General features: G+C 57.7%; 20 protein-coding genes. 5 read left to right on the forward strand and 15 right to left on the reverse strand.

Annotated features, from left to right (window positions below; all coding sequences use genetic code 11):
• Window position 1 precedes the first annotated feature (1 nt).
• A complete protein-coding gene (gene glpK, locus ACP15P_RS13925) occupies window positions 2-1,507 on the reverse strand; it encodes a glycerol kinase GlpK (RefSeq protein ID WP_424929082.1) in 1,506 nt (501 codons plus the stop codon).
• Between the two features lie 189 nt (window positions 1,508-1,696).
• On the opposite strand from glpK, the gene ACP15P_RS13930 reads away from it, so the two are divergent.
• Window positions 1,697-2,476: a DeoR/GlpR family DNA-binding transcription regulator gene (locus ACP15P_RS13930; protein WP_424929083.1), complete on the forward strand. Its 780-nt coding sequence runs from the start codon at window positions 1,697-1,699 to the stop codon at window positions 2,474-2,476.
• Between the two features lie 73 nt (window positions 2,477-2,549).
• Window positions 2,550-4,025 carry an NAD-dependent succinate-semialdehyde dehydrogenase gene (locus tag ACP15P_RS13935; protein WP_424929084.1) on the forward strand — a complete coding sequence of 492 codons (1,476 nt, stop codon included), beginning with the start codon at window positions 2,550-2,552 and terminating at the stop codon, window positions 4,023-4,025.
• A gap of 171 nt (window positions 4,026-4,196) precedes the next feature.
• Here ACP15P_RS13935 and ACP15P_RS13940 read toward each other — a convergent pair whose 3' ends face one another.
• The 9 genes from ACP15P_RS13940 to ACP15P_RS13980 all read right to left on the reverse strand — a co-directional run bounded on the left by ACP15P_RS13940 (window position 4,197) and on the right by ACP15P_RS13980 (window position 14,812).
• Window positions 4,197-4,601, reverse strand: coding sequence for a hypothetical protein (locus ACP15P_RS13940; protein ID WP_424929085.1), 405 nt, complete (start codon window positions 4,599-4,601; stop codon window positions 4,197-4,199).
• A 426-nt stretch (window positions 4,602-5,027) separates the two neighbouring features.
• Window positions 5,028-6,818 carry an IlvD/Edd family dehydratase gene (locus ACP15P_RS13945; RefSeq protein ID WP_424929086.1) on the reverse strand — a complete coding sequence of 597 codons (1,791 nt, stop codon included), beginning with the start codon at window positions 6,816-6,818 and terminating at the stop codon, window positions 5,028-5,030.
• Window positions 6,819-7,314: 496 nt separating this feature from the next.
• Window positions 7,315-8,661, reverse strand: a complete 1,347-nt coding sequence (locus tag ACP15P_RS13950) for a YfiM family lipoprotein (RefSeq protein ID WP_424929087.1) — start codon at window positions 8,659-8,661, stop codon at window positions 7,315-7,317.
• On the reverse strand, window positions 8,658-9,950 hold the full coding sequence (gene pncB / locus ACP15P_RS13955) for a nicotinate phosphoribosyltransferase (RefSeq protein WP_424929088.1): 1,293 nt from the start codon (window positions 9,948-9,950) through the stop codon (window positions 8,658-8,660). The genes ACP15P_RS13950 and pncB overlap by 4 nt, the downstream gene beginning before the upstream one ends.
• Window positions 9,947-10,597: a bifunctional nicotinamidase/pyrazinamidase gene (pncA, locus tag ACP15P_RS13960; protein ID WP_424929089.1), complete on the reverse strand. Its 651-nt coding sequence runs from the start codon at window positions 10,595-10,597 to the stop codon at window positions 9,947-9,949. The genes pncB and pncA overlap by 4 nt, the downstream gene beginning before the upstream one ends.
• A gap of 121 nt (window positions 10,598-10,718) precedes the next feature.
• Entirely contained in the window at window positions 10,719-11,660 is a 942-nt protein-coding gene (locus tag ACP15P_RS13965) for a phasin family protein (protein ID WP_424929090.1), read from the reverse strand.
• 434 nt (window positions 11,661-12,094) lie between these two features.
• Window positions 12,095-12,874, reverse strand: a complete 780-nt coding sequence (locus ACP15P_RS13970; RefSeq protein ID WP_424929130.1) for a C40 family peptidase — start codon at window positions 12,872-12,874, stop codon at window positions 12,095-12,097.
• 35 nt (window positions 12,875-12,909) lie between these two features.
• Window positions 12,910-14,286: a leucyl aminopeptidase family protein gene (locus ACP15P_RS13975; protein WP_424929091.1), complete on the reverse strand. Its 1,377-nt coding sequence runs from the start codon at window positions 14,284-14,286 to the stop codon at window positions 12,910-12,912.
• A gap of 139 nt (window positions 14,287-14,425) precedes the next feature.
• Window positions 14,426-14,812, reverse strand: coding sequence for a hypothetical protein (locus ACP15P_RS13980; RefSeq protein WP_424929092.1), 387 nt, complete (start codon window positions 14,810-14,812; stop codon window positions 14,426-14,428).
• 151 nt (window positions 14,813-14,963) lie between these two features.
• Here ACP15P_RS13980 and ACP15P_RS13985 point away from each other — a divergent pair, with 151 nt between their 5' ends.
• The 3 genes from ACP15P_RS13985 (at window position 14,964) to ACP15P_RS13995 (ending at window position 17,116) form a co-directional block, all read left to right on the forward strand.
• Window positions 14,964-15,611 carry a carbonic anhydrase gene (locus tag ACP15P_RS13985; protein WP_424929093.1) on the forward strand — a complete coding sequence of 216 codons (648 nt, stop codon included), beginning with the start codon at window positions 14,964-14,966 and terminating at the stop codon, window positions 15,609-15,611.
• Between the two features lie 129 nt (window positions 15,612-15,740).
• A complete protein-coding gene (locus ACP15P_RS13990; RefSeq protein WP_424929094.1) occupies window positions 15,741-16,187 on the forward strand; it encodes a c-type cytochrome in 447 nt (148 codons plus the stop codon).
• A gap of 2 nt (window positions 16,188-16,189) precedes the next feature.
• Window positions 16,190-17,116 carry a c-type cytochrome gene (locus ACP15P_RS13995; RefSeq protein ID WP_424929095.1) on the forward strand — a complete coding sequence of 309 codons (927 nt, stop codon included), beginning with the start codon at window positions 16,190-16,192 and terminating at the stop codon, window positions 17,114-17,116.
• Between the two features lie 67 nt (window positions 17,117-17,183).
• On the opposite strand, the gene ACP15P_RS14000 is transcribed toward ACP15P_RS13995, so the two are convergent.
• The 5 genes from ACP15P_RS14000 to leuB form a co-directional block, all read right to left on the reverse strand.
• Window positions 17,184-17,525 (reverse strand): hypothetical protein, encoded by a 342-nt coding sequence (locus ACP15P_RS14000; RefSeq protein ID WP_424929096.1) that lies wholly within the window; start codon window positions 17,523-17,525, stop codon window positions 17,184-17,186.
• 198 nt (window positions 17,526-17,723) lie between these two features.
• Entirely contained in the window at window positions 17,724-18,746 is a 1,023-nt protein-coding gene (locus ACP15P_RS14005) for an aspartate-semialdehyde dehydrogenase (RefSeq protein ID WP_424929097.1), read from the reverse strand.
• A gap of 99 nt (window positions 18,747-18,845) precedes the next feature.
• Complete coding sequence (locus tag ACP15P_RS14010; protein WP_424929098.1) at window positions 18,846-19,838, reverse strand: DMT family transporter; 993 nt, start codon at window positions 19,836-19,838, stop codon at window positions 18,846-18,848.
• A gap of 118 nt (window positions 19,839-19,956) precedes the next feature.
• Window positions 19,957-20,652 carry a uracil-DNA glycosylase gene (ung, locus tag ACP15P_RS14015; protein WP_424929099.1) on the reverse strand — a complete coding sequence of 232 codons (696 nt, stop codon included), beginning with the start codon at window positions 20,650-20,652 and terminating at the stop codon, window positions 19,957-19,959.
• The gene (gene leuB, locus ACP15P_RS14020; RefSeq protein ID WP_424929100.1) at window positions 20,639-21,745 is read right to left on the reverse strand and encodes a 3-isopropylmalate dehydrogenase; all 1,107 of its coding nucleotides are present in this window, start codon (window positions 21,743-21,745) and stop codon (window positions 20,639-20,641) included. Before leuB ends, ung begins: the two co-directional genes overlap by 14 nt.
• Window positions 21,746-21,774: the final 29 nt, after the last annotated feature.

Raw genomic sequence — 21,774 nt, forward strand, 5'->3', positions numbered from 1 at the left:
ATCAGGACTGTTTACTCAATGTTCGACTGACGGCGTCCTGCCAGCCGGCGTAGTTCCGGTTCCGGGTCTGCGCGTCCATTTCGGGCTCGAACCGGTGATCCAGAGCCCATGTTCGCGCAAATTCATCGCGCATCGGATACATGCCTGCGCGCATCCCTGCAAGCCATGCGGCTCCGAGGGCGGTAGTTTCAAGGATTTTGGGCCGGTCCACAGGCACGCCGAGGATGTTCGACAGGCTCTGCATGGCCCAGTTGGAAGCGCTCATCCCGCCATCGACGCGGAGGGTGGACGCGTCAAAGCTCTTCATACCCGCGGACTGGCTGTCGGAACGCATGGCCTCCCACAGGTCGCGGGTCTGGTAGCCGACGCTTTCAAGAGCGGCTTTGGCAAACTCAGCGGGGCCTGATCCGCGCGTCAGGCCAAAAATTGCTCCACGGCATTCGGCATCCCAATAGGGCGCGCCCAGACCGGTGAAGGCGGGCACCAGGTAGAGCTGCTGGTTGGGATCGGCGGATTCGGCCAGACTCTGCGTTTCCTTCGCGTCCGAGATGATTTTCAGACCGTCGCGCAACCACTGGACCACGGCCCCCGCGATGAAGATCGAGCCTTCAAGGGCGTAGGTCGGCTGGCCGTCGAGCTGATAGGCAATGGTGCCGAGCATGCGGTTGCGGCTGACCACAGGGGTATCGCCGGTGTTTAGCAACGCGAAACAGCCGGTGCCGTAGGTCGATTTCATCATGCCGGGTTCAAAACAGGCCTGACCGACCGTAGCGGCCTGCTGGTCGCCCGCGACACCAAGTATGGGGATTTCGCCGCCCAGAAGACCGGACTCAGTTACGCCGAAGTCGCTGGCGCAGTCGCGAACCTCCGGCAGCATGGCCATTGGTATGTCGAGAAGATCGCAGATATCCTCGTCCCAGCGGCCCTCGCGGATGTTGTAGAGCAGCGTGCGGGCGGCGTTGGTGGCGTCGGTGACGTGGGAATTGCCGCCGGTCATTTTCCAGATGAGGTAGCAGTCAACGGTGCCGAAAAGCAGTTCGCCTTTGGCTGCTTTCTCCCTCGATCCCTCCACCTCATCGAGAATCCATTTGAGTTTGGTGCCGGAGAAATACGGATCGAGCAATAGGCCCGTCCGGCCCGTGACCATGGACTCGTGACCGGCGGCTTTCAGGTCATTGCAGATCTGTGCGGTGCGGCGATCCTGCCAAACGATGGCGCGGTGGATCGGCTCGCCGGTTTTGGCGTCCCAGACGAGTGTGGTCTCGCGCTGATTGGTAATGCCGATGGCGGCAATGTCGCTGGCGGAGGCATCCGCCTTTTCAAGGACGCCGCGACAGGTGCGGACAACGGTTTCCCAGATATCGCCAACCTCGTGCTCGACCCAGCCGGATTTGGGGAAATGCTGGGTGAACTCCTCCTGGGCGGTTTCACGAATGGTCAGCTTTTCGTCGAAGATTATGGCGCGGCTTGAGGTTGTGCCCTGATCGATGGCCAGCACGTATTTCATGTGATTTCCCCCGTAGTCTCCGGTCGCGCGGACCGGTTTTCAATATTTGATAAACGTCCCGGACACCGCCGTCACGCGGTTTCGGCCAAAATACCGGTTAATACCAATCGACGCATTTCATGTATTCGCGACAGCTTGAAAGGCGAGCGTCAGCGGATTAAGATTTTGTGATAACGCGCAGGTAAGATTATGGCACAGAATTTTCGCCATTCGGAAATCCTTGGAATTGCCAGGGAAACGGGCAAGGTCACGGTGGAGGGGCTTGCCGCCAAGTTTAACGTCACCGCCCAGACCATTCGCCGGGATCTTTCGGATCTTTGCGATATTGGGCAGCTGACCCGTGTGCATGGCGGTGCGACGATTCCTTCGGGGGTGATTGCTCTCGGCTATGAGGACCGGCGCAGTCTGGCCTCCGCCGAGAAGGAGGCCATGGCGAAGCTCGTGGCCGAACAAATCCCGGACGGTGTGTCGATATTCATGAACGTCGGTACGACCACTGAGGCCGTGGCGCGGGCGCTGTTAAAGCATCGCAACCTTATGGTTGTTACCAACAACCTCAATGTGGCCAATGTTTTGGCGACCTCGCCGAATTCGGAAGTGATCCTGACCGGCGGAACGCTGCGGCGGTCGGACGGGGCCCTCGTTGGGGACGTTACGGCCGAGTTTATTGGGCAGTTCAAGGTGGATTACGCCATTATCGGTTCGGCGGCCGTCGATCCGGATGGCTCGCTTCTGGACTACGATTTCCGCGAGGTTCGTGTAACCCAGGCCATTATCAAGAACGCCCGAAAGGCGTTCTTTGTGGCGGACCACACCAAATTCAACATGGCGGCACCGGTTCGTATTGCCAGCCTCGGGGAGTTAAACGGCTTCTTCACCGATATTCAGCCCCCGAAATCCATCGTGCAGCTCTGCGCTGACAACGACGTTTTTATCCGCACCACGGAACACGGCGCCCGCAAGTTCTGAATTTCCCCTGCGATGGCTTGCAGGTCGCCCTGACCTGTGGTCTGTGGCCACGTGGAAAAGGGGGAAACATACCATGCCCATTCAACCGGAATTCCAGTCGAAACTCAAAGATCCTGACCTGTGGCGCAACGAGTGCTTCGTTGCGGGCGAGTGGGTTCAGGCCGATGATAACGCCACGTTTGGCGTCACCAACCCGTCTACCGGGGACAAACTCTGCTCGGTGCCCGATCTCGGAGCGAACGAGGTCAACCGCGCAATTGACGCAGCCTATACCAGCCAGAAGGAATGGGCCGCAAAAACCGGCAAGGAACGCGCTGCCGTTCTGCGCAAATGGTACGACCTCATGGTCGAAAATGCCGATGATCTTGCGGTGATCCTGACCGCCGAGATGGGTAAACCGCTAGCGGAAGCCAAAGGTGAGATCCTGTACGGTGCCAGCTTCATCGAGTGGTTCAGCGAGGAAGCCAAGCGCGTCTATGGTGAGACCATTCCGGGTCACCAGCCGGACAAGCGCATTGTCGTCATTAAGCAGCCGGTTGGCGTTGCCACGTCCATCACGCCGTGGAACTTCCCGAATGCCATGATTGCGCGCAAGGTTGCGCCGGCACTGGCCGTGGGATGCTCGTTCGTGGCGAAGCCTGCGGGTGAAACGCCGCTGTCCGCATTGGCGATGGCAGTTCTGGCCGAACGCGCAGGTGTGCCGAAAGGCGTGTTCAGTGTCGTGACCTCGAAATCAAGCTCGCGAGTGGGCAAGATTTTCTGCTCCAGCCCGAAAGTACGCAAGCTGACCTTCACCGGCTCGACGGAAGTGGGCCGCATTCTGCTCGCGCAGGGCGCCGACCAGGTTCTGAAGATGTCGATGGAGCTGGGCGGAAACGCGCCTTTCATCGTGTTCGACGATGCGGATATCGATGCGGCCGTTCAGGGCGCAATGATCTCGAAATACCGCAACAACGGTCAGACCTGCGTTTGCGCGAACCGTATTTACGTGCAGTCGGGCGTCTATGACGAGTTTGCAAAAAAGCTGTCCGAAGCCGTCGGCAACATGAAAATTGGTGACGGATTTGAGGATGGCGTTGTAGCCGGCCCGCTGATTACTGAAGCTGCCGTGGAAAAGGTTGAGGAGCACATCTCCGACGCGACATCCAAGGGTGCGGAGGTCATTCAGGGCGGCAAGCGTCATTCGCTTGGCGGCACGTTCTTCGAGCCGACGGTTCTGACCAATGTGACTCGCGACATGCAGGTTGCCCATGACGAGACCTTTGGTCCGGTTGCTCCGCTCTTCAAGTTTGATGACGAGGCGGATGTGATCGAGCAGGCCAATGACACGATCTTTGGACTGGCGTCCTACTTCTATGCGAGCGATCTGGGTCGCGTTTGGCGCGTGGCCGAGGCCCTCGAATACGGAATGGTTGGCGTCAACACCGGTCTGATCTCGACCGAGGTCGCACCGTTTGGTGGCGTGAAGCAGTCGGGTCAGGGTCGTGAAGGGTCACGGCACGGAACCGAAGACTACCTCGAGATGAAATACATCTGCATGAGCGTCTAACAAATGAACCCGCCAGTGGCGGGTTCAGCCAAGGCAGGGAGAGAGCTGAATTCAGCTCTCTGCGCCTGATCTCTCCCGAAAAAAGAGGCGGCTGGACGGACCAGCCGCCAGTTGGTCAGGGAGACTCCGTGACAGGCGCGCGGTCGCGCCCCGGTAATTCCAACAGTCCAGCTAGCGGCATTCCGCCGTGACACTGTCACCCATACGGGCCATCAGAGTGTCAAACGGCGTCATGACGGGACTGACATTCGTTCGATAAAAATCCGAATAGAAGTTCGGCATCGGGTACCGGCAGTCGGCCATCGGATCGGTGGTCCGGTTAATCCCTTCCTCGACCAGTTCTTTGGACGGAAGCTGAATCACCAGAGTGTCGACGTCATCCTGACGCATTTCGAGCCGGTTATAGCGATTGGGGATATGTGCCACGCCATCCAGTGCCTTGCGCAGGCTTTCGAGATCGCGTGGGGCCGTATCCGGCTCCATTGCCCAGCGCGCGACCATCTTGCCCATTTCGACGTAGTCGCGAACCTCAACCCGATCTATCGGATCACAGGATTTTCCATATGTGTCCAGCATGACTTCCCCTTCACTGACCATTTGACCCGAACGCGGGATTGTGTCCGGTGTCCCTGCGCCTTTTCGACGCGCAGCCGTCCGGTTAATCCGGATCGACGCTGTTTTTGTGGATGCTGAACCAAGGTTGCGATGCGCGGGGGGCGACGTTTGATCGTCCCCATGTGCTTGATGTCCCACCGCAGGTGCCGCTCCACAGGGTCATTCAAACACAAAGGTTAACGGCGTTATGTGAACTGCTTCACACAAGGATCGTTTTACTGAAATTTGGTGCGATTCATGGAATGCGACTGACGTCGCTGAAGGCCTATGGACCAGGTAATGAAAATACGTTTCCCGCACAAAAGCGCGCCTGCGGCGAGCAGGCGCGTTCATGAGATGAAGCCCGGGAATATTGCAATCCCGGAGCCATGATTTGGTTGTTAAACTCTAGTGGTTGTCCCGCGGAAGGCCCATGGTCTGGCCAATGCGCTGGTATTTGACGGCGGGTTCCAGAACGGCGCCGGATTCCAGTTCCCCGACCAGACCGCGCTGAATTTCCTGCCAGGGGGTCTGGCTCTCGGGATAGCGGTAGCCGCCATTGGCCATCAGTTCCTCACGACGGGCCTTGAGTTCCGCGTCATCGACAAGAACGTTCAGAGTGCCTTTGTTGAGGTCCATCGACACCATGTCGCCGGTCCGGATAAGGGCGAGCCCACCGTTGGATGCGGCTTCCGGACTGCCGTTCAGGATTGAAGGCGAACCGGAGGTACCGGACTGCCGACCGTCGCCGATGCAAACGAGCGAGGAAATGCCCTGCTTCAGCAGGTAATCCGGCGCGCGCATGTTCACTACCTCTGCCGCACCGGGATAGCCCTTCGGCCCCGCGCCGCGCATAAAGAGCATGCAGTTCGCGTCAATGTTGAGGCTCGGGTCGTCGATGCGGTGGTGGTAATCTTCGGGCCCGTCAAACACCACGGCGCGGCCCTCAAATTTGTTGGGGCTGTCCGGGTTGGAGAGGTACCGCTCCTGGAATTCGGGTGAGATCACGCTCATCTTCATAACCGCGGAGTTGAAAATGTTACCGCTGAGCACACGGAAACCAGCCCGTTCCTTGAGCGGCTTGCTAAACGGACGAATGACGTTCTCGTCCCGGATTTCGGAACCACGATAGGCATCGCCGACGGTTTTGCCCGAGACGGTCATAACGCTCTCGTCAATCAGTCCGTTTTCGATCAGCTGTCCGAACACGGCCGGTACGCCGCCTGCGTGATAGTAGTCCTCTCCAAGGTATTCGCCGGCGGGCTGCAGGTTCACGAGCAGCGGAACGTCCTCACCCAGCGACTGCCATTCCTCAACTTTCAGGTCGACGCCCAAATGGCGTGCGATGGCATTTAGGTGGATCGGCGCGTTGGTGGAACCGCCTATGGCGCTGTTGACACGGATGGCGTTGGCGAAAGCCTGTTTGGTCATGATGTCGGACGGCTTCAGATCCTCATGGACCAGTTCAACTGCCCGCTTTCCGGTCCGCCAGGCCATTTCCGAGCGGTCCCGATAGGGCGCGGGAATTGCGGCCGAGCCCGGAAGCTGCATGCCCAGCGCCTCAGCCAGGCTGTTCATGGTGGTCGCGGTACCCATCGTGTTGCAGTAGCCCACCGATGGTGCGGAAGAGGCAACGAGATCGAGGAAACCCTCGTAGTCAATCTCGCCACGGGCCATCATCTCACGTGCTTTCCAGACGATCGTGCCCGAACCGGTCCGTTCGCCACGGAACCAGCCGTTAAGCATGGGGCCAACACTGAGGGCGATGGCTGGAATATTAACGGTGGCCGCCGCCATCAACATGGCAGGCGTGGTCTTGTCGCAACCGATGGTCAGAACAACACCGTCGATGGGGTAGCCATACAGGGATTCAACCAGCGACAGGTAGCTCAGGTTGCGGTCGAGGCCCGCAGTGGGCCGCTTGCCGGTTTCCTGGATTGGATGCACGGGAAACTCAATGGCGATACCGCCCTGTTCCCGGATGCCCTCACGAACTCTTCGGGCGAGCTCCATGTGGTGCCGGTTACATGGAGAAAGGTCAGAGCCGGTTTGCGCGATTGCAATGATCGGCTTGTCCGACTGGAGCTCCTCCCGTGACAGACCAAAGTTCATGTAGCGTTCGATGTAGAGCGCCGTCATGTCCGGATTATCCGGGTTGTCAAACCACGCACGCGAACGAAGTTTATTTCTGTCTGCCATTTCAGCACCCTCCCTGGAGACGTGTCTGTGCCACAGCACCGCACCGCTTGGCAAGCGGCCAGATAATGCCATCGGAAAATGTTTCTTCACTCAACTATTTGCCTGTGTCACAGCAAATGTATCAGTGCAATACGAACATATTTTGCAGCCAAAACAACCCGAAGACTATCGCACCTCCGTTTTCTTGACGATCCAAGTTGGATTCCCGAATGACATTTCCGTCGTATGGCCGGAACTGCGGGAACCCGGTTTCCTGACGGATAACGGTCTCATTGATCACAGTGACCAAGTGTTTTTGGAGAACATGGTGCGCAGGCATAATTGGTTAGGGACCACCACTGACGCAGGGTAAATATGGACCCGACGTCAGATCGAAATTGTACCTGAGATCGGACGCGATAAGCTTCAGTGGTGTCGTTTTGGGCGACCGGTATCGCTGGGCAATACCGAACGCACGATTACTTGCCTCTTCGGGAGCAATTCAGCATGGTTTGGATCATCCGCCCTCACCGGCATAGATCGGAAGTCCGTCTATCCGGCGGTTAATTTCGGCGGTCAGGCTTCGATACGCATCGCTGTCGGTGCTTCCGTAATTTTCGACAAATTCGGCCTCGGAAAGACCTGCCGGCAATCCTTCGAGCGATGGCAGAATATCGGATTCCTTTTCGATCCGGGCGCCCAGAGATTCGATCTCATCCGACTCCAGAGACATCAGCGTTTCACCGAGCCGAATACCTGCGGCGTTTGCAGCCATGTCATCGAAGCTGAAGCCGGTGCGTCCGCTGTTGCTGTCTAACAGTTCCTTCATCTCTCCGATATTCATCGCGGTGTCATCGGATCGTGCGGCACGCAGCCCGGCAGAAACCAGGAAATGCCGTTTCAGGTCGTCCCGTCCACCCAGGGTCGTTCCATCGCAATTGGTTTTGACGCTTCCTGACGGACTCATACCGAATGCAGTGCTCAGCCGCGTGTCACCGCAATAAACCGCCAGAGCCATCAGGGCGGCTTTGATGTCCTGTTTGGCTGCGCCCCTGACCTGGTTGCCGGTCATGATGAAACGGATGTAAGGCAACACCGATCCGCCGCGGGGCAATAGCCCAAGGTTCGCAGCCTTGTTGATGTACCAGAGCCATTCATGCACCGGTCCGATATCTTCCAGCCCCACCGCATTTCGAAGCAGATCCCTAATTTTTTGCGAAAAGGTGTCAGTCTCAGGTCCGGATAAATCGAGCGTGGCCGTGACTGTTTCGGGCCCGGCCTCGACAGCAACCACGGTTTCCAGGAGGCTTTCCACAAACCCTGGCGCCACATATCGATCCCCGAGTTTCGAGGCTGCCGAGACAACAGGCTTGACGGGCATCGGTAGATAACCGACCCGCAAATTTTCTAAATCCAAACCATCCGTGGTTTCAGGGACATCAAACCGCACGTTCGTCCACAATCCGTCGATCCAGCGACCGAGCGAAACCGAGGCATGAACCGTGACCTTTTCACCGGAAACACGCGCCTCAACCCGCGCGACGGGAAAGAACCGGTGCAGCATGCGTGTGCCAGCATCCAGTTCCTCAGCAGAGAGGGTCCAGTCGACCTGGCCCGGTGGCAGCTTCGAAAATTCCTGAAGCTCCCGGGCCATGTCCGCAGCGATTGATGCCGTTGCGACATCGGGCAAAGCAGGTTCGGGAACGTCCGGATTTCTGTCGAGAACCGCAATCAGGAGCGCGACGAGGATCAAAGCCAGCGTCAAAACGCTTTTGACCAGTATCCGCAAAGTGAGCCCAAGCGCACCCAAGACAAACCGGGAGCCCGACACGCCATGAGGTGCCGGATCGGGATTCCCGCTCAAACCAGAACCGGATCCAGAGCCTGCTCCCCGACACCGAAAACGCGTTTGTAGCGCTCGATCTGATCCGCCGGGCCCATCGCCTTGGCGGGATTGTCGGAAAGCTTGACGGTGGGGCGACCATTAGCCGAGACCGCCTTACAGACCAGACTGAACGGCGCAAGCCGGTCGTCCGGCGCGAGACCGCGGAAATCATTGGTCAGGAGCGTTCCCCAGCCGAAACCAAGGCGCACGCGCCCATGGAACCTCGAATGCAGCTCCTGAATGCGCTCGACATCAAGACCATCGGAGAAAATCACCAGTTTCTGCGCCGGGTCCTGTCCCCGTTCTTTCCACCAGTCAATTGCGGTTTCCGCCCCCTTCTCCGGGCTGCCCGAATCGATGCGGATACCGGTCCAGGAAGCGAGCCATTCCGGTGCCTCATCGAGGAACCCTTTCGTGCCGTAGGTATCCGGCAGGATGATCCGCAGATTGCCCTCGTAATCCTGGTGCCAGTTTTCGAGGACTCGATAAGGCGCCTGACGAAGTTCGGCATCGGTCTCGGCCAGAGCCGCATAGACCATTGGCAATTCGTGGGCGTTGGTTCCGATCGCCTCGATGTCACGCTGCATGGCGATGAGGCAGTTTGAGCTGCCGGTGAATTTCTCTCCCAACCCCTCGACCATGGCCTGCACACACCAGTCCTGCCAGAGATAGCTGTGACGCCGGCGTGTGCCGAAATCGGAAATGCGTAGACCGGGCAGTTCCCGCAGGCGTTCGATTTTTTCCCAAACGCGTGTCATGGCACGGGCATAAAGAACCTGAAGTTCGAAACGGCCCATACCATTCAGAACCGAGCGGCTGCGCAGTTCCATGAGGACGGCAAGCGCGGGCACCTCCCACATCATCACTTCCGGCCAGGAACCACGGAAAGTTAACTCGTACTGATCGCCTTTCCGTTCCAGATGATATTCCGGCATGGTGAAATTTTCGAACCACTCCATAAAATCCGGGTCAAACATCTGGCGTTTGCCATAGAACATGTTCCCCCGGAGCCAAGTGCTTTCGCCACGTGTCAGGCGAAGATTTCGGATGTGGTCCAGCTGTTCACGGAGATCGGCTTCCGAGATTAATCGCGCAAGCGGAACGTGATCAGAGCGGTTGATGAGACTGAATTCGACCTCAACGTCACGGTGCCGGCGAAAAACCGACTGAAGCATCATCAGTTTGTAGAAGTCCGTGTCGAGAAGCGACCGGACGATGGGGTCAATACGCCAGGCGTGGTCGTAAACCCGTTTTGCGATATCTGTCATTCGGTTGTCCCGGCGAGAATTTCACTGCTCTCGACGAATTCGACACCGGTATCCCTCATGGAGGCCATTGCGGCATCGAGCGATCCGTCGAGGTCGATTGCCCGGCTCGCGTCCAGTATCACCCGTGAGGCAAACCCGTTTCGCACTGCATCCATGGCGGACCAGGCGACACAAAAATCGGTGGCGAGGCCCGCAAAATAGACGGTGCGCACGTCAAGTTCGCGAAGGTAACCGGCAAGCCCGGTGGTCGTGGATTTGTCATTTTCCATGAAGGCGGAATAGCTGTCGATTGCCGAGCGGTAACCCTTTCGAACAATAAGACCAGCAAGATCAGTTCGCAGGCCTGAATGAAACGACGCCCCGTCGGTTTCCTGCACACAGTGTGAGGGCCAGAGAACCTGGGGTCCATATTCCATCTCAACCTTGGAAAAGGGATCGGCACCAGCATGATTGCTGGCGAAGGAGCTGTGGTCAACTGGATGCCAGTCCTGCGTCAGAACCCTGACGTCGAACAGCGGCATCATTGCATTGATGGGTTCAACAACCTCGTGGCCGTGTTCAACAGCGAGTGCTCCGCCGGGGCAGAAATCGTTCTGAACATCAATGGCAACCAGGGCCGTCTGCCCGATACCGGTTGAATTGGACAATTTCCTGTTCCCGTGCCGCAGTTTCACTGGCCAAGAACACTGGCAGCACGGGCACAACACTTCAATAGCAGACTGCCAAGCGCGCTCCTTGTGGTATCGGAATCACACAGCGGCAAACGTATCAGTCATCGCTGCTTTGCAGTGCTTTCGGCGTAAAGGCGTCCGACATGCGGAACAGGCGTGATGCTGCGCTGGAATAGTCCTCCATCGCGGTTTGGAAAAACTTCGTCTGAACTTCCCGGACCTGGTCAAGTGACTGACAGGACATCAGTTTCGACGATGTCTCCAGGTCCTGCATCACTCGCCGGGATACAAATTCAGATGCTTCCATTTGCACCCTCGCGACATTCGCCAGAAGGTCCGCACCGGCCGTGCCCGCAGTCCGGAAGACATCCGAGGGACGTGCCGTTGACCGGCCACCGGTATCGGCGGCAATGCGACGGGTGGTTTCGACGTTGCGGGAGACCTGTTCCGTGAGCGCGTCCGAGGCCATTTCGGCGGCTGTTACCTGCTTGTCGATTAGTGTCTGCACGCAGTCGAGGACATCTTCGGCCTGCCGTACGCCAGCCCTGGTTCGCGCTACAGCCTTTTCCACCATTTCGTCGGTCTCCGTTTCCGCCTGCTGTATTTTCTCCGCTATGCGAACCGGTATGCCATCCGCTGCACTCTGCATGGCCTGAACCTGGTCAAGAAGGCGACCTGACAGCCTGTCGGCCTGCATTTCAGCCACCCTGACCGAAGCCGCGACACGTTCCTGAAGCTGAACCGCTGCGCGTTCGGCTTCCTCCTGGGCCGAGCGGATGCTTTTCTGACCATGGGCATCTAACCCAGACCGTTTTGAAGTCGATTTAGGCTCCTCAACCTTAGGCAGATTTTGATCAGCGGCAGTCCGTGCGTCCTTAACCAGTTTCTCTACCGTATTGGTTGAGTTGGATCCGGGCTTGGCTGCGGGTGAAGCCTTTACCGGTGATTTGGGTTGCCGGGCCGCTGTACGCCCCGAATTGCTCGCGCGTTTCCGACTGGTCTTTGCCGGTTCGGCTTTGGTTTCATCAGACCCGTTCATTTCTTTAACAACCTTTCCCTGAGCCCTGTCGCGGTTTTTTAATGCCCGCGAATCAGGAAACAAATTTTGGCTCCCAAGGAAACACTACGTGGCTCGTTTATTGATTTACCAGAGTTTTTTAAGAGGATTTCGGCGGAGCCGTCCTGTTATTGTGGATCATTTGCGTACCAATGACTCACACAAAAAGCCGGTTTAATCAGGGGGATATCCGATTTCGCGGCAGACTTCGTACTGAACCCGTCCGAAAGTTGCCGTCGTTTGATCTCAAAAAATTCAGCCCAGGGCCGGCGAGCCTAAATGAATGGAGTGCCTATGGACAGCGCTTCCTGACACGGGCCCCAAAAGCCCGGCAGAGATAACTTCTACCGAGAAACAGTCACCCAACCAGTCAAGGAAGACACTCTTTATACGATTAAATCAGCACCCAAGGCGCTTCACTTAAACGAAGAAAGTCGCGCCATCCTGGTTATTGCGCCGTATTCACCCTCGGCGATCCTTGCAGCGGCAACGGAAAACGGTTCTTCCACCACCGCCATATGATGAGCATTGGCATGGAGCAAACGGTCGGGCCCGGAGATTATGCCCACGTGTCCCTTCCAAAAGACAAGATCACCACGTCTGGCCTCGTTTGCGGGAATGTCATCACCACTGAAATAGGCAGCCTGCATGTCCGAGTCCCTTGGCGCATTGATACCAGCTGCCATCAACGAAAGCTGAACCAGAGCTGAGCAGTCGAGACCAGAGGCGGTTTTGCCGCCCCACAGATAGGGAACACCAAGAAAACGCAGGGCGTGATCGACAAAATCCCCATTGAGCGGGGCGACATGCTGTAAAGGCACGTAGCCGCCGGACTTCAAAGCGATAAAATTACCCTCGGGAGTGCCTACACCCATTTCGCCCAGAAAATGAACTTCCGAGAGAGTGCGGGACTTTATGTCCGCCTCTGAATAAACGTGACTGCGCAGGGCCATGATACGATACTGCGGGACAATTCTTTCCCCAAGACCGGACGATAAGACAAAACCGACATAACCGTCCCGGTTGGACTGCCCGAAACTCATCCCATTCGGAGCTTCCCGATAAACGGTGAAGGGTTCTCCGCGCAGAAGTTGCGTGGCCGGACTGCTGTCGGGGCTGGGCCCCGTCGTCAGGTTCAGGACCGGAACGCTGACCGATTTCCCGGCACCTCCCGCTGCCAGTCGGTCCGGCGGCACCTGAAGCCTGGACGCGAATTTTTCAGCAAAGCTGGTCAATACCGCTCCTCCAGGACATCGAAAATGGCCCGCGCCCCCTGAAACGCGCCCCCCTTCGGTCTTGCGGGCTTGGCGGCCGGGGTCCAGCCATAAAGATCGAGATGGAGATATGTGCTGCTCTCAACAAACCGGCGGAGAAATAATGCGGCAGTGATTGATCCGGCCATACCGCCCGCCGGTGCGTTGTCGAGGTCGGCTATTCCGGGTTCGATCATGTATTCGTAAGGGTTCCAGAACGGCAGACGCCAGAGCGGGTCAGCCACGGACTGCGCGGATGCCGCAAGACTGCCGGCCAGATCCTCATCATCTGTATAAAACGGCGGCACATCCGGGCCCAGCGCCACCCGTGCCGCCCCCGTGAGAGTCGCGAGACTGATAATCAGATCAGGTGATTCCTCATCCGCGAGTGCCAGGGCGTCGGCGAGGACGAGCCTGCCCTCGGCGTCAGTGTTGTTGACCTCAACGGTCAAACCCTTGCGACTTGGAAGGATGTCGCCGGGCCGGAACGCGGGGCCGGATATGGCATTCTCCACGGCCGGAACCAAGACGCGCAAACGTATGTCGAGACCGAGTGCCATCACCATCAGCGCAAGACCGAGCGATGTTGCGGCGCCGCCCATGTCTTTTTTCATCAAACCCATTGAGGCACCGGGCTTGATGTTCAGTCCACCGGTATCAAAACAGACGCCCTTACCGACGATCGTGACCTTTGGAGCGTCGGCCCGCCCCCATGTCATGTCGAGCAGTCGAGGCTCCCTGTGCGAAGCCGCGCCGACTGCGGCGATCATTGGGAAGTTGCCTGTCTCAAGCTCTTCGCCCCGGATCACCGTCGTTTCTGCACCGTATTTCTGCGCCAGATCGAGGAAAGCGGACTCGAGTTCATCCGGGCCCATGTCGCGGGCGGGTGTATTGATCAGGTCCTGACAAAGCGCCGCGGCCTCCGCCATTGCGCGAACGCGGTCCGTACCCACGCCATCGGGACAGACCAGATTTACATCCCGTTCACCCCGTTCGCGGTAACGGTCAAACGAGTATTCGGCAAGAAGCCAACCCAAAACCTCCTGAGAGACACTCATCTCAACCGCTTCCGGGTTTAGTCTGTACGTGCCGTCAGGCAGTTTCGGAACAATTCCGGCAAGATGAAACCGGTCGCGTGAACGCGCCTGTGGCGTTCCCCATCCGACGAGTATTCCGGCTAGGTTTCCTTGCGCACCGGGCAGGGTCAAAATTTCCCCTAGGCCCGCGCCAAAACGGCTGCTTTCAACCCAGGTTTTGATCGCCGGGTCGGCAGCCTCAATCCATTTCGTCAGACCGTCAGGGTCCAGCATGGTCAGTTCAGTTGCGGTGTCTATTGCTTCGGTAAGGATAGGCATGTATGTGCTTTCTGTCGGATCGCGATGATCCTAGATTGAAAGCTTGGAAACCTGAACCCGTATTTCGGCTTCGCCACGCGCACCCGCGACGCCTGCTCCCGTCAGACGCCGTTCGACTTTCCCGTAGATTAGATGCTGTTCAGAGAGCGGACTGGTCCGCATAAACCATGACCGAGTAGAGGCTGTCCTCACCCAGACGGATCAAACGCGCACCGACCGCGCTGATCGCATTTGTGTCGCCGACCGTCACACACTGCACCAGATCCCGGGCAACACGTGCCAGAACGACCAGACCGATCTGCTCACACAGACCCGCCAGACGCGACGCGAGAATACTGACATCCTCGAGGTCGTTTTCCTCGAAAGCGGTCTGCAGAAGGCCGAGGCGATCGGTCATGTGGAACACCACTTCCTCAACGATTTCACGGCAACGCTGGTCGCCAAGGGATTGTCGAAGAATAAGGATACGCGTGGTATCAAGAGACGCATTCTCCTGCGCCTCGAATTCATAAAGCTCTGCACCCATTTACATGGCCCCCAATTTCACCCGCGGGCAAACTGCCCCATATATTTGAAACAAGTGTTAATGGAGCAGTTCTCACGGCCGGAAAGATAGTCTAAAAGTGTCCGGTAGTTTAGGTAAACTAAGTCCTGGTCACGAGAATGGTGGTGCCTCAATGCACAATGCTTCCCCGCTTCCAGGTTTTTTAATTGAGCGTCACCGCCGTTGGCGAGGAGAACTTCAGCCCGAGGTTAATGCCCGTCTGGGTGAACTCGCGGATGATGGTCAGTCACCACCCTCGATGATCATCGCTTGCTGCGACAGCCGCGTTATGGCTGCGGACGTGTTCGGCGCCGAACCGGGCGAGATTTTCGTTCACCGCAACATCGCCAACCTCGTTCCTCCCTATCAGCCGGACGGAATGCAGCGCGGCACCTCGGCCACGGTCGAATTTGCCGTGAAAGCCCTGAAAGTAAAGCACCTGATTGTTATGGGGCATTTCGGGTGTGGTGGCGTTGAGGGCTGCATGGACATGCACTGCCACCCGGAGCGTGAATCAGACCTGACGTTTGTTGAACAGTGGCTGGAAATCCTCGAGCCTCGGGTGGAACCCGTTCTGCAACGGGGTCTTGAGCGGCAGGAGGCGTTGCGGGCGCTTGAGCATGAAGCGATCCTTTTGAGCATCAGGAATCTGATGACGTTCCCCTTTGTTGCGGAAGCCGTTGAACGCGGCGAGCTGCAGCTGCACGGCATCTGGAATTACATCAAGGACGGGATTTTGGAATATTACGACGCCGGTCAGAACAGGTTCGTGGAGGTCTGAAGCCTGTCCTGTAACTTCAATGTGAAGTGCTCCGGCGAAAAAAACTTTGAACGGTTTCGGGATTTTGCAATGGTTGAGCGGAGTCCAACACAACGACCGGCCGGTCTAAAAATGCAAATGGAGAAAACCGTGAACAAGCTCGCACTCGCCTTCGGCACGCTAGCCATCCTTGCCACCCCTGCCGTTGCCGCCGAAGACCCGGTCATGGTCCGCAAAATTCTCATGCAGGGTAACGCCGCCGGTGCAGGCCTGGCCGGCGCCATGCTCAAGGGCGAGATGGAATACAGCCCCGCGGCCGGAAAAGCTGCGATTGCCTCCATGAACGCCGCGTCCCATGCCTTTGGTGACTATTTCCCGAAAGGCAGCGCAGAGGGAGACACGACCGCTGCACCTGCGATCTGGGAGGATGCAGCAGGGTGGGAAGCTGAGCTCGCGAAATTCACGTCGGCCACCTCGGCAGCGGCAGAGGCGTCGGGACGGGAGGGGCCGGCTGACCTCGACACATTCAAGGCGGCTGTCGGGCCGGTGCTTGGAACCTGTAAAAGCTGTCATGAGGGCTACCGGGTCAAACGGTAGTCATGCTCGGCTTTCTCCGACTGCTCACCGCGCTGGTAATCCTCGCGGTCGTTGGCAGCGTGACATGGTGGATCATTGCGCCGGACCGATTGCCTGCTGAAACCGTCGCGATGCTCGCCGATGGTGACGCTGTCCGGGGCGAGACCATGTTCATTGCGGGCGGGTGTGCATCCTGCCACGCGGCACCGGACAGCACGGGCGAGGCGCATCTGGAGTTGGGTGGCGGTCTGGTTCTGAAAACCGATTTCGGTGATTTCGTGGTTCCCAACATCTCGATGCATCCAGTAGACGGCATTGGTTCCTGGGACGCCGGGGATTTCGGTAATGCGATGCTCGAAGGCACGTCGCCCGGCGGCCAGCACTATTACCCGTCCTTTCCATGGACGTCGTTTGAGCGCATGGAGACGCAGGACGTTGCTGATCTTTGGGCCTATTTCCAAACGCTGCCTCCGGTGGAGGGCCCAGCTGCCAGCCACGACCTGGCATTTCCATTCAACATGCGGATCGGACTTGGTGTGTGGAAAACTGCCTTCCCCTCACCGGATCGGGCTGTTGAGATTGACGCATCTGACGCCCTGATTGCCCGCGGTCAATATATTGTGGAAGGACCGGGCCATTGCGGCGAGTGTCACAGCCCACGCAATTTTGGCGGCGCCATAGACTACGGCCGCTGGCTGGGTGGCGCACCTGCGGCCGATGGGCCGGGTTTTGTGCCGAACATCACGCAGGGAGCAGGCGGGTTGGAAGGCTGGTCAGCAGGCGATATCGCCTACTATCTCGAGTCGGGTTTTGACACTGATTTCGACTCCGTTGGCGGTTCGATGGTGGCGGTTCAGGAGAACATGGCCAAACTCTCATCAGAGGACAGGGAGGCAATTGCGGCGTATCTTATCGCAATCCCGCCTGTGGATTCCGAGCCGCGGAAGTGACCGTCTGAACTGCACCAAAGCATGCGCCACACAATTGCGTGGCGCATGGAATTCACCGCTTCAGTAATCAGGACGCTTTAGCCGCCGCCGCTCTACCACGGGGCGGCGCCTGTATGCCGACGATACTGTCGACAACGTCGATATACTGAGCTTTTGCACCGAGCTTGAAAGCAGTGGCCGCCTCGTGAATCTTTTCGAGCGAGTCGGCCCTGATAACGGTCACCTGGTCATAGCGAGCGTCGAAGCTGCTGCACACAACGTGGGTGAGCATCTCGGAGTAAGGGGTCAGTTCCTTCGCATGCGGCACCGAGATTTTGCGGATGCCATCGCGCCCAAGCCCCCAATATTCCTTACTCATTTTCAGGAACATCATGGCGATATACGGATTCTTGTCGTCAAGTGGATGCATTGCCTAAGTCCTTCGTAAAAATAGCGCGGGTTAAAGCGGGAAATTCCGCACCCTGGCTGTACTAAGAAAAACGGCAAGATCAGCCGCAGCATCTAAATTCAACGGCGGCGACCGGGTCCGACCGTGAAGACATGCTACCACAGTCGGGCCCGAAAGTCATGGTTTGGTGCCTGGTGGCCGGATACCCGGCCAAAGACCTCAGCCTTTCTTAAGAATACGGCGTCCGAGCAGCTCCGCAATCTGAACCGCATTGAGTGCCGCACCCTTGCGCAGGTTGTCGGAAACTACCCACATGTTCAGGCCGTTCTCAATGGTCGCATCCTCGCGGATACGGCTAACGAAAGTGGCAAAATCGCCTACGCATTCGACAGGTGTGACGTAGCCGCCGTCCTCGCGCTTGTCGACGACAAGGATGCCAGGGCTTTCGCGCAGGATTTCACGTGCCTCATCGGCATCAAGCGGTTCCTCAAATTCAAGGTTCACGGCTTCGGAATGGCCAACAAAGACCGGCACCCGCACACAGGTCGCGGTGACCTTGATTTTGGGATCAACGATCTTCTTGGTTTCGGCCACCATTTTCCACTCTTCCTTGGTGGTGCCATCTTCCATGAACACATCGATATGCGGAATGACGTTGAAAGCGATCTGCTTCGGATAGACGCTCGGCTCAACTTCCTGCCCTGGTACGTAGAGACCTTTGGTCTGGTTCCACAGTTCGTCGATGGCTTCCTTGCCTGAACCCGAAACGGACTGGTAAGTCGAAACCACAACACGTTTCACGGTCGCGCGGTCATGCAACGGCTTAAGCGCGACAACCATTTGCGCGGTGGAGCAGTTGGGGTTGGCGATGATGTTTTTCTTCGCGTAGCCCTCAATCGCATCCGGGTTCACCTCGGGCACGATCAACGGAATATCCGGATCGTAACGGTAGAGCGACGAGTTATCGATCACCACACAGCCGGCTTTGGCGGCGATCGGTGCGTATTTTTTCGTTGCTTCCGACCCAATGGCAAACAGGGCCATGTCCCAGCCGGTGAAGTCAAACCGGTCGAGATCCTCTGTCTTGAGTGTCTTGTCGCCAAAAGAACATTCGGTGCCCTGGCTCTTGCGAGAAGCAAGTGCCACGATCTCATCAACGGGGAATTCCCGCTCTGCAAGGATGTTCAGCATTTCGCGGCCCACATTACCCGTGGCCCCGACTACGGCGATACGATAACCCATATTTCCTACTCCGGTTACAACGGTCGCGCTTTTGCGGGTTTTATGCGCAAATGTAAATCGCTGCCGGACGAATAGTTGGCGACGATTCTGGTTTGGGCTTCACGATCCGTTTTTTCGTGCCGCCTGAACCCCGTTTTTGATGAGGCCACTTAACTGGCTGATCCTTGGCATTGTTCCCGGTACGAAGCGCGAACGGGTGTTGAGGACCGGAGACTTTCCTGGCACGGATTTGGTTTCCTCGCGGAACACGATGTAGACGCCGCTGGCAATGATGATCACCGAACCAACCGCGGTGTTCCAGTCAGCGGTTTCGCTGAAGAAAAAGTAGCCGAAAATTACGGCCCAAATGATCTGGGAATACTGCATCGGGGCAACCACACCCGCGCTTGCCGTCCTGTAGGCCATGATGTGGAACATGGCGGCAACAAAGCCAAAAATTGCCACCAGTGCAGTGCCGATCAGGTGATAGAGCGGCATGGGTTGGTACACGAAGGGCATCATGCAGCCCATCAGAATGAAGTTGGCCATCATCGGGTAGAGGAGAAGAACGGCGCTGCGCTCCTCTGACCCGATTTTGCGCATAATTACCGCGGCACCGGCTGAGCATCCGGCACCGCAAAGTGCCGCCAGATGTCCGGCTGAAAACGCTGTCGTGCCGGGATTTAGAACCACGATCACGCCGATCAGGCCGACAAAGATCGCGAGGGACCGTCTCCAGCCAACCTGCTCACCCAGAACGGGAATTGCCAGAAGGGTGATCAGCAGTGGCGAGGCAAAGATGATGGCGTATGTCTGCGCCATCGGCAAAACCGAGAACGCATAGAACACGCAGGCGGCCGTGATTACCGCGAGGGCGGTGCGCAACAGAACCAGCCAGGGATGTTTCGGGATCAGGTTGCCGTCCGTGGGATCCCGCATCAGCATGAGGGTGATCACCGGGAACTGGAACAGCGTAAAAAAGAAAATGATCTGAAAGGGTGCGTAAAAGCCACCGAGGAATTTAATGAAAACGTCGTGGGTCGAGAATATCGCAAAACCCGTCAGTGCGTAGGCCGCACCACGAACGTTTGCATTTTGGGTTGTGTGGCTCATTGCCTCACCTGCAGATCAAAATGTCGGGTATGTCCGCCTTCAAACCCTGTTCCGAATTGACCCACAAGGGAAAACTGAAACGCGGAATGCATTTATCCGGGCAGTGTATGATTTCTGCTCAAGTGGCGGGCAGACGCCAGTCAACCGGCTTTCGACCTCTTTCGATCAGCCATGAATTTGCCCGGGAAAATGGCCGTGATCCGAAAAAACCCCGGCGGGCAGATAATGGTGACGGGTGCGGAGATTCGATCACGAGGTGACGCGAATGATCAATCAGACGCTTTTTGGCTTGGGCATGGCGCCCCCAGAGAATGAATACGGTGGGGTTTGCACAGTCCGAAATGGCGGAAATCATCGCGTCCGTTACATCCTGCCAACCCCAGGCCGCGTGGGATGCTGGCTGTCCCTCCGTTACGCTCAAAACGGTATTCAGGAGCAAAACGCCCTGTTCCGCCCAAAGAACCAAAGATCCGGATTTGGGTCGCGGCAGGCCGAGATCGCTTTCAAGCTCTGTGAATATATTGCCAAGACTTCGGGGAATCGCGACGCCCGGCCGAACGGAGAAGCACAAACCATCCGCATGACCTGGCGTCGGATAGGGGTCCTGACCAAGTATGACCACGCGGATGTCCAACATGGACGTTGTGCTCAACGCCCTCAGAAGGTCTCCATCAGAAGGGGCGATTGCCAAGCCGTCGGCCCGTTCCGCACCCACCCGCGACACCAGTTCCTGAAGCCTCGACAGCGCGCCGCGATCCCGCAGCGCATCCGCCCAGTCAGTCTTAAGGGCTTGTTCCAGTTCAGACAGAGGCATCAAGGGCCGCCAGGACGGCATCCCCCATCTCGGAAGTCGAAATGGGCGTGCCGCCTTCCGGACCAAGCAGGTCCGCCGTCCGGGCACCCTGCGCGAGAACGGCTTCAACAGCGGATTCAAGCCGCGTGGCTTCCTCACCCTCGTCAAACGAATACCGCAGCGCCATGGCGAACGACAGGATACATGCGATCGGGTTTGCCTTGCCCTGCCCCGCAATGTCCGGCGCCGATCCGTGAACCGGTTCGTACATGGCTTTGGGGCGACCATTCGCCATGGGCGCACCGAGGGATGCGGACGGCAGCATGCCGAGGGACCCGGTCAGCATGGCCGCCGCATCGGACAGAAGATCACCGAAAAGATTGTCGGTGACGATCACGTCGAACTGCTTCGGCCAGCGGCAGAGCTGCATGGCACCGGCATCCGCATACATATGGCTCAATTCGACATCGGAATATTCCGCTGCGTGGATCTCATTGACGACTTTACGCCAAAGAACGCCGGATTCCATGACATTGGCCTTCTCCATCGAGCAGACCTTGTTGGACCGCCGACGCGCGAGCTCAAATGCGGAGCGCGCGACGCGGGCAATTTCGCTCTCAGTGTAACGCTGCGTATTAATTCCGATGCGCTCATTGCCCTCGGTGATGATGCCGCGGGGCTCGCCGAAATAAATGCCGGAGGTCAGTTCGCGCACGATCATGATGTCGAGGCCTGCGACCACGTCGCGTTTGAGCGATGAAAAGTCTGCGAGCGCGTCGAAACACTGGGCCGGGCGGAGGTTTGCGAAAAGATCCATTTCCTTGCGCAGACGCAGAAGTCCGCGCTCGGGCTTCAGAGAGAAATCCAGATCGTCGTAGTTCGGGCCGCCGACGGCGCCGAGCAGAACCGCATCGACTTCCTGTGCCTTAGCCATTGTCTCATCGGTCAGCGGGACGCCGTGCGCGTCATAGGCCGCGCCACCCACGAGATCTTCGGACACATCGAAATTCAGACCACGCCTGTCCCCGTACCATGAAATCACCCGACGAACCTGGGCCATTACTTCCGGACCAATGCCGTCGCCGGCCAGTATCAACAGGGATGGAGCAGTCATCAGGGCTTCCTCTAGGTCATTTTTCGATG

The organism is Amaricoccus tamworthensis (genome assembly GCF_049800875.1).
GTDB lineage: Bacteria > Pseudomonadota > Alphaproteobacteria > Rhodobacterales > Rhodobacteraceae > Amaricoccus > Amaricoccus tamworthensis.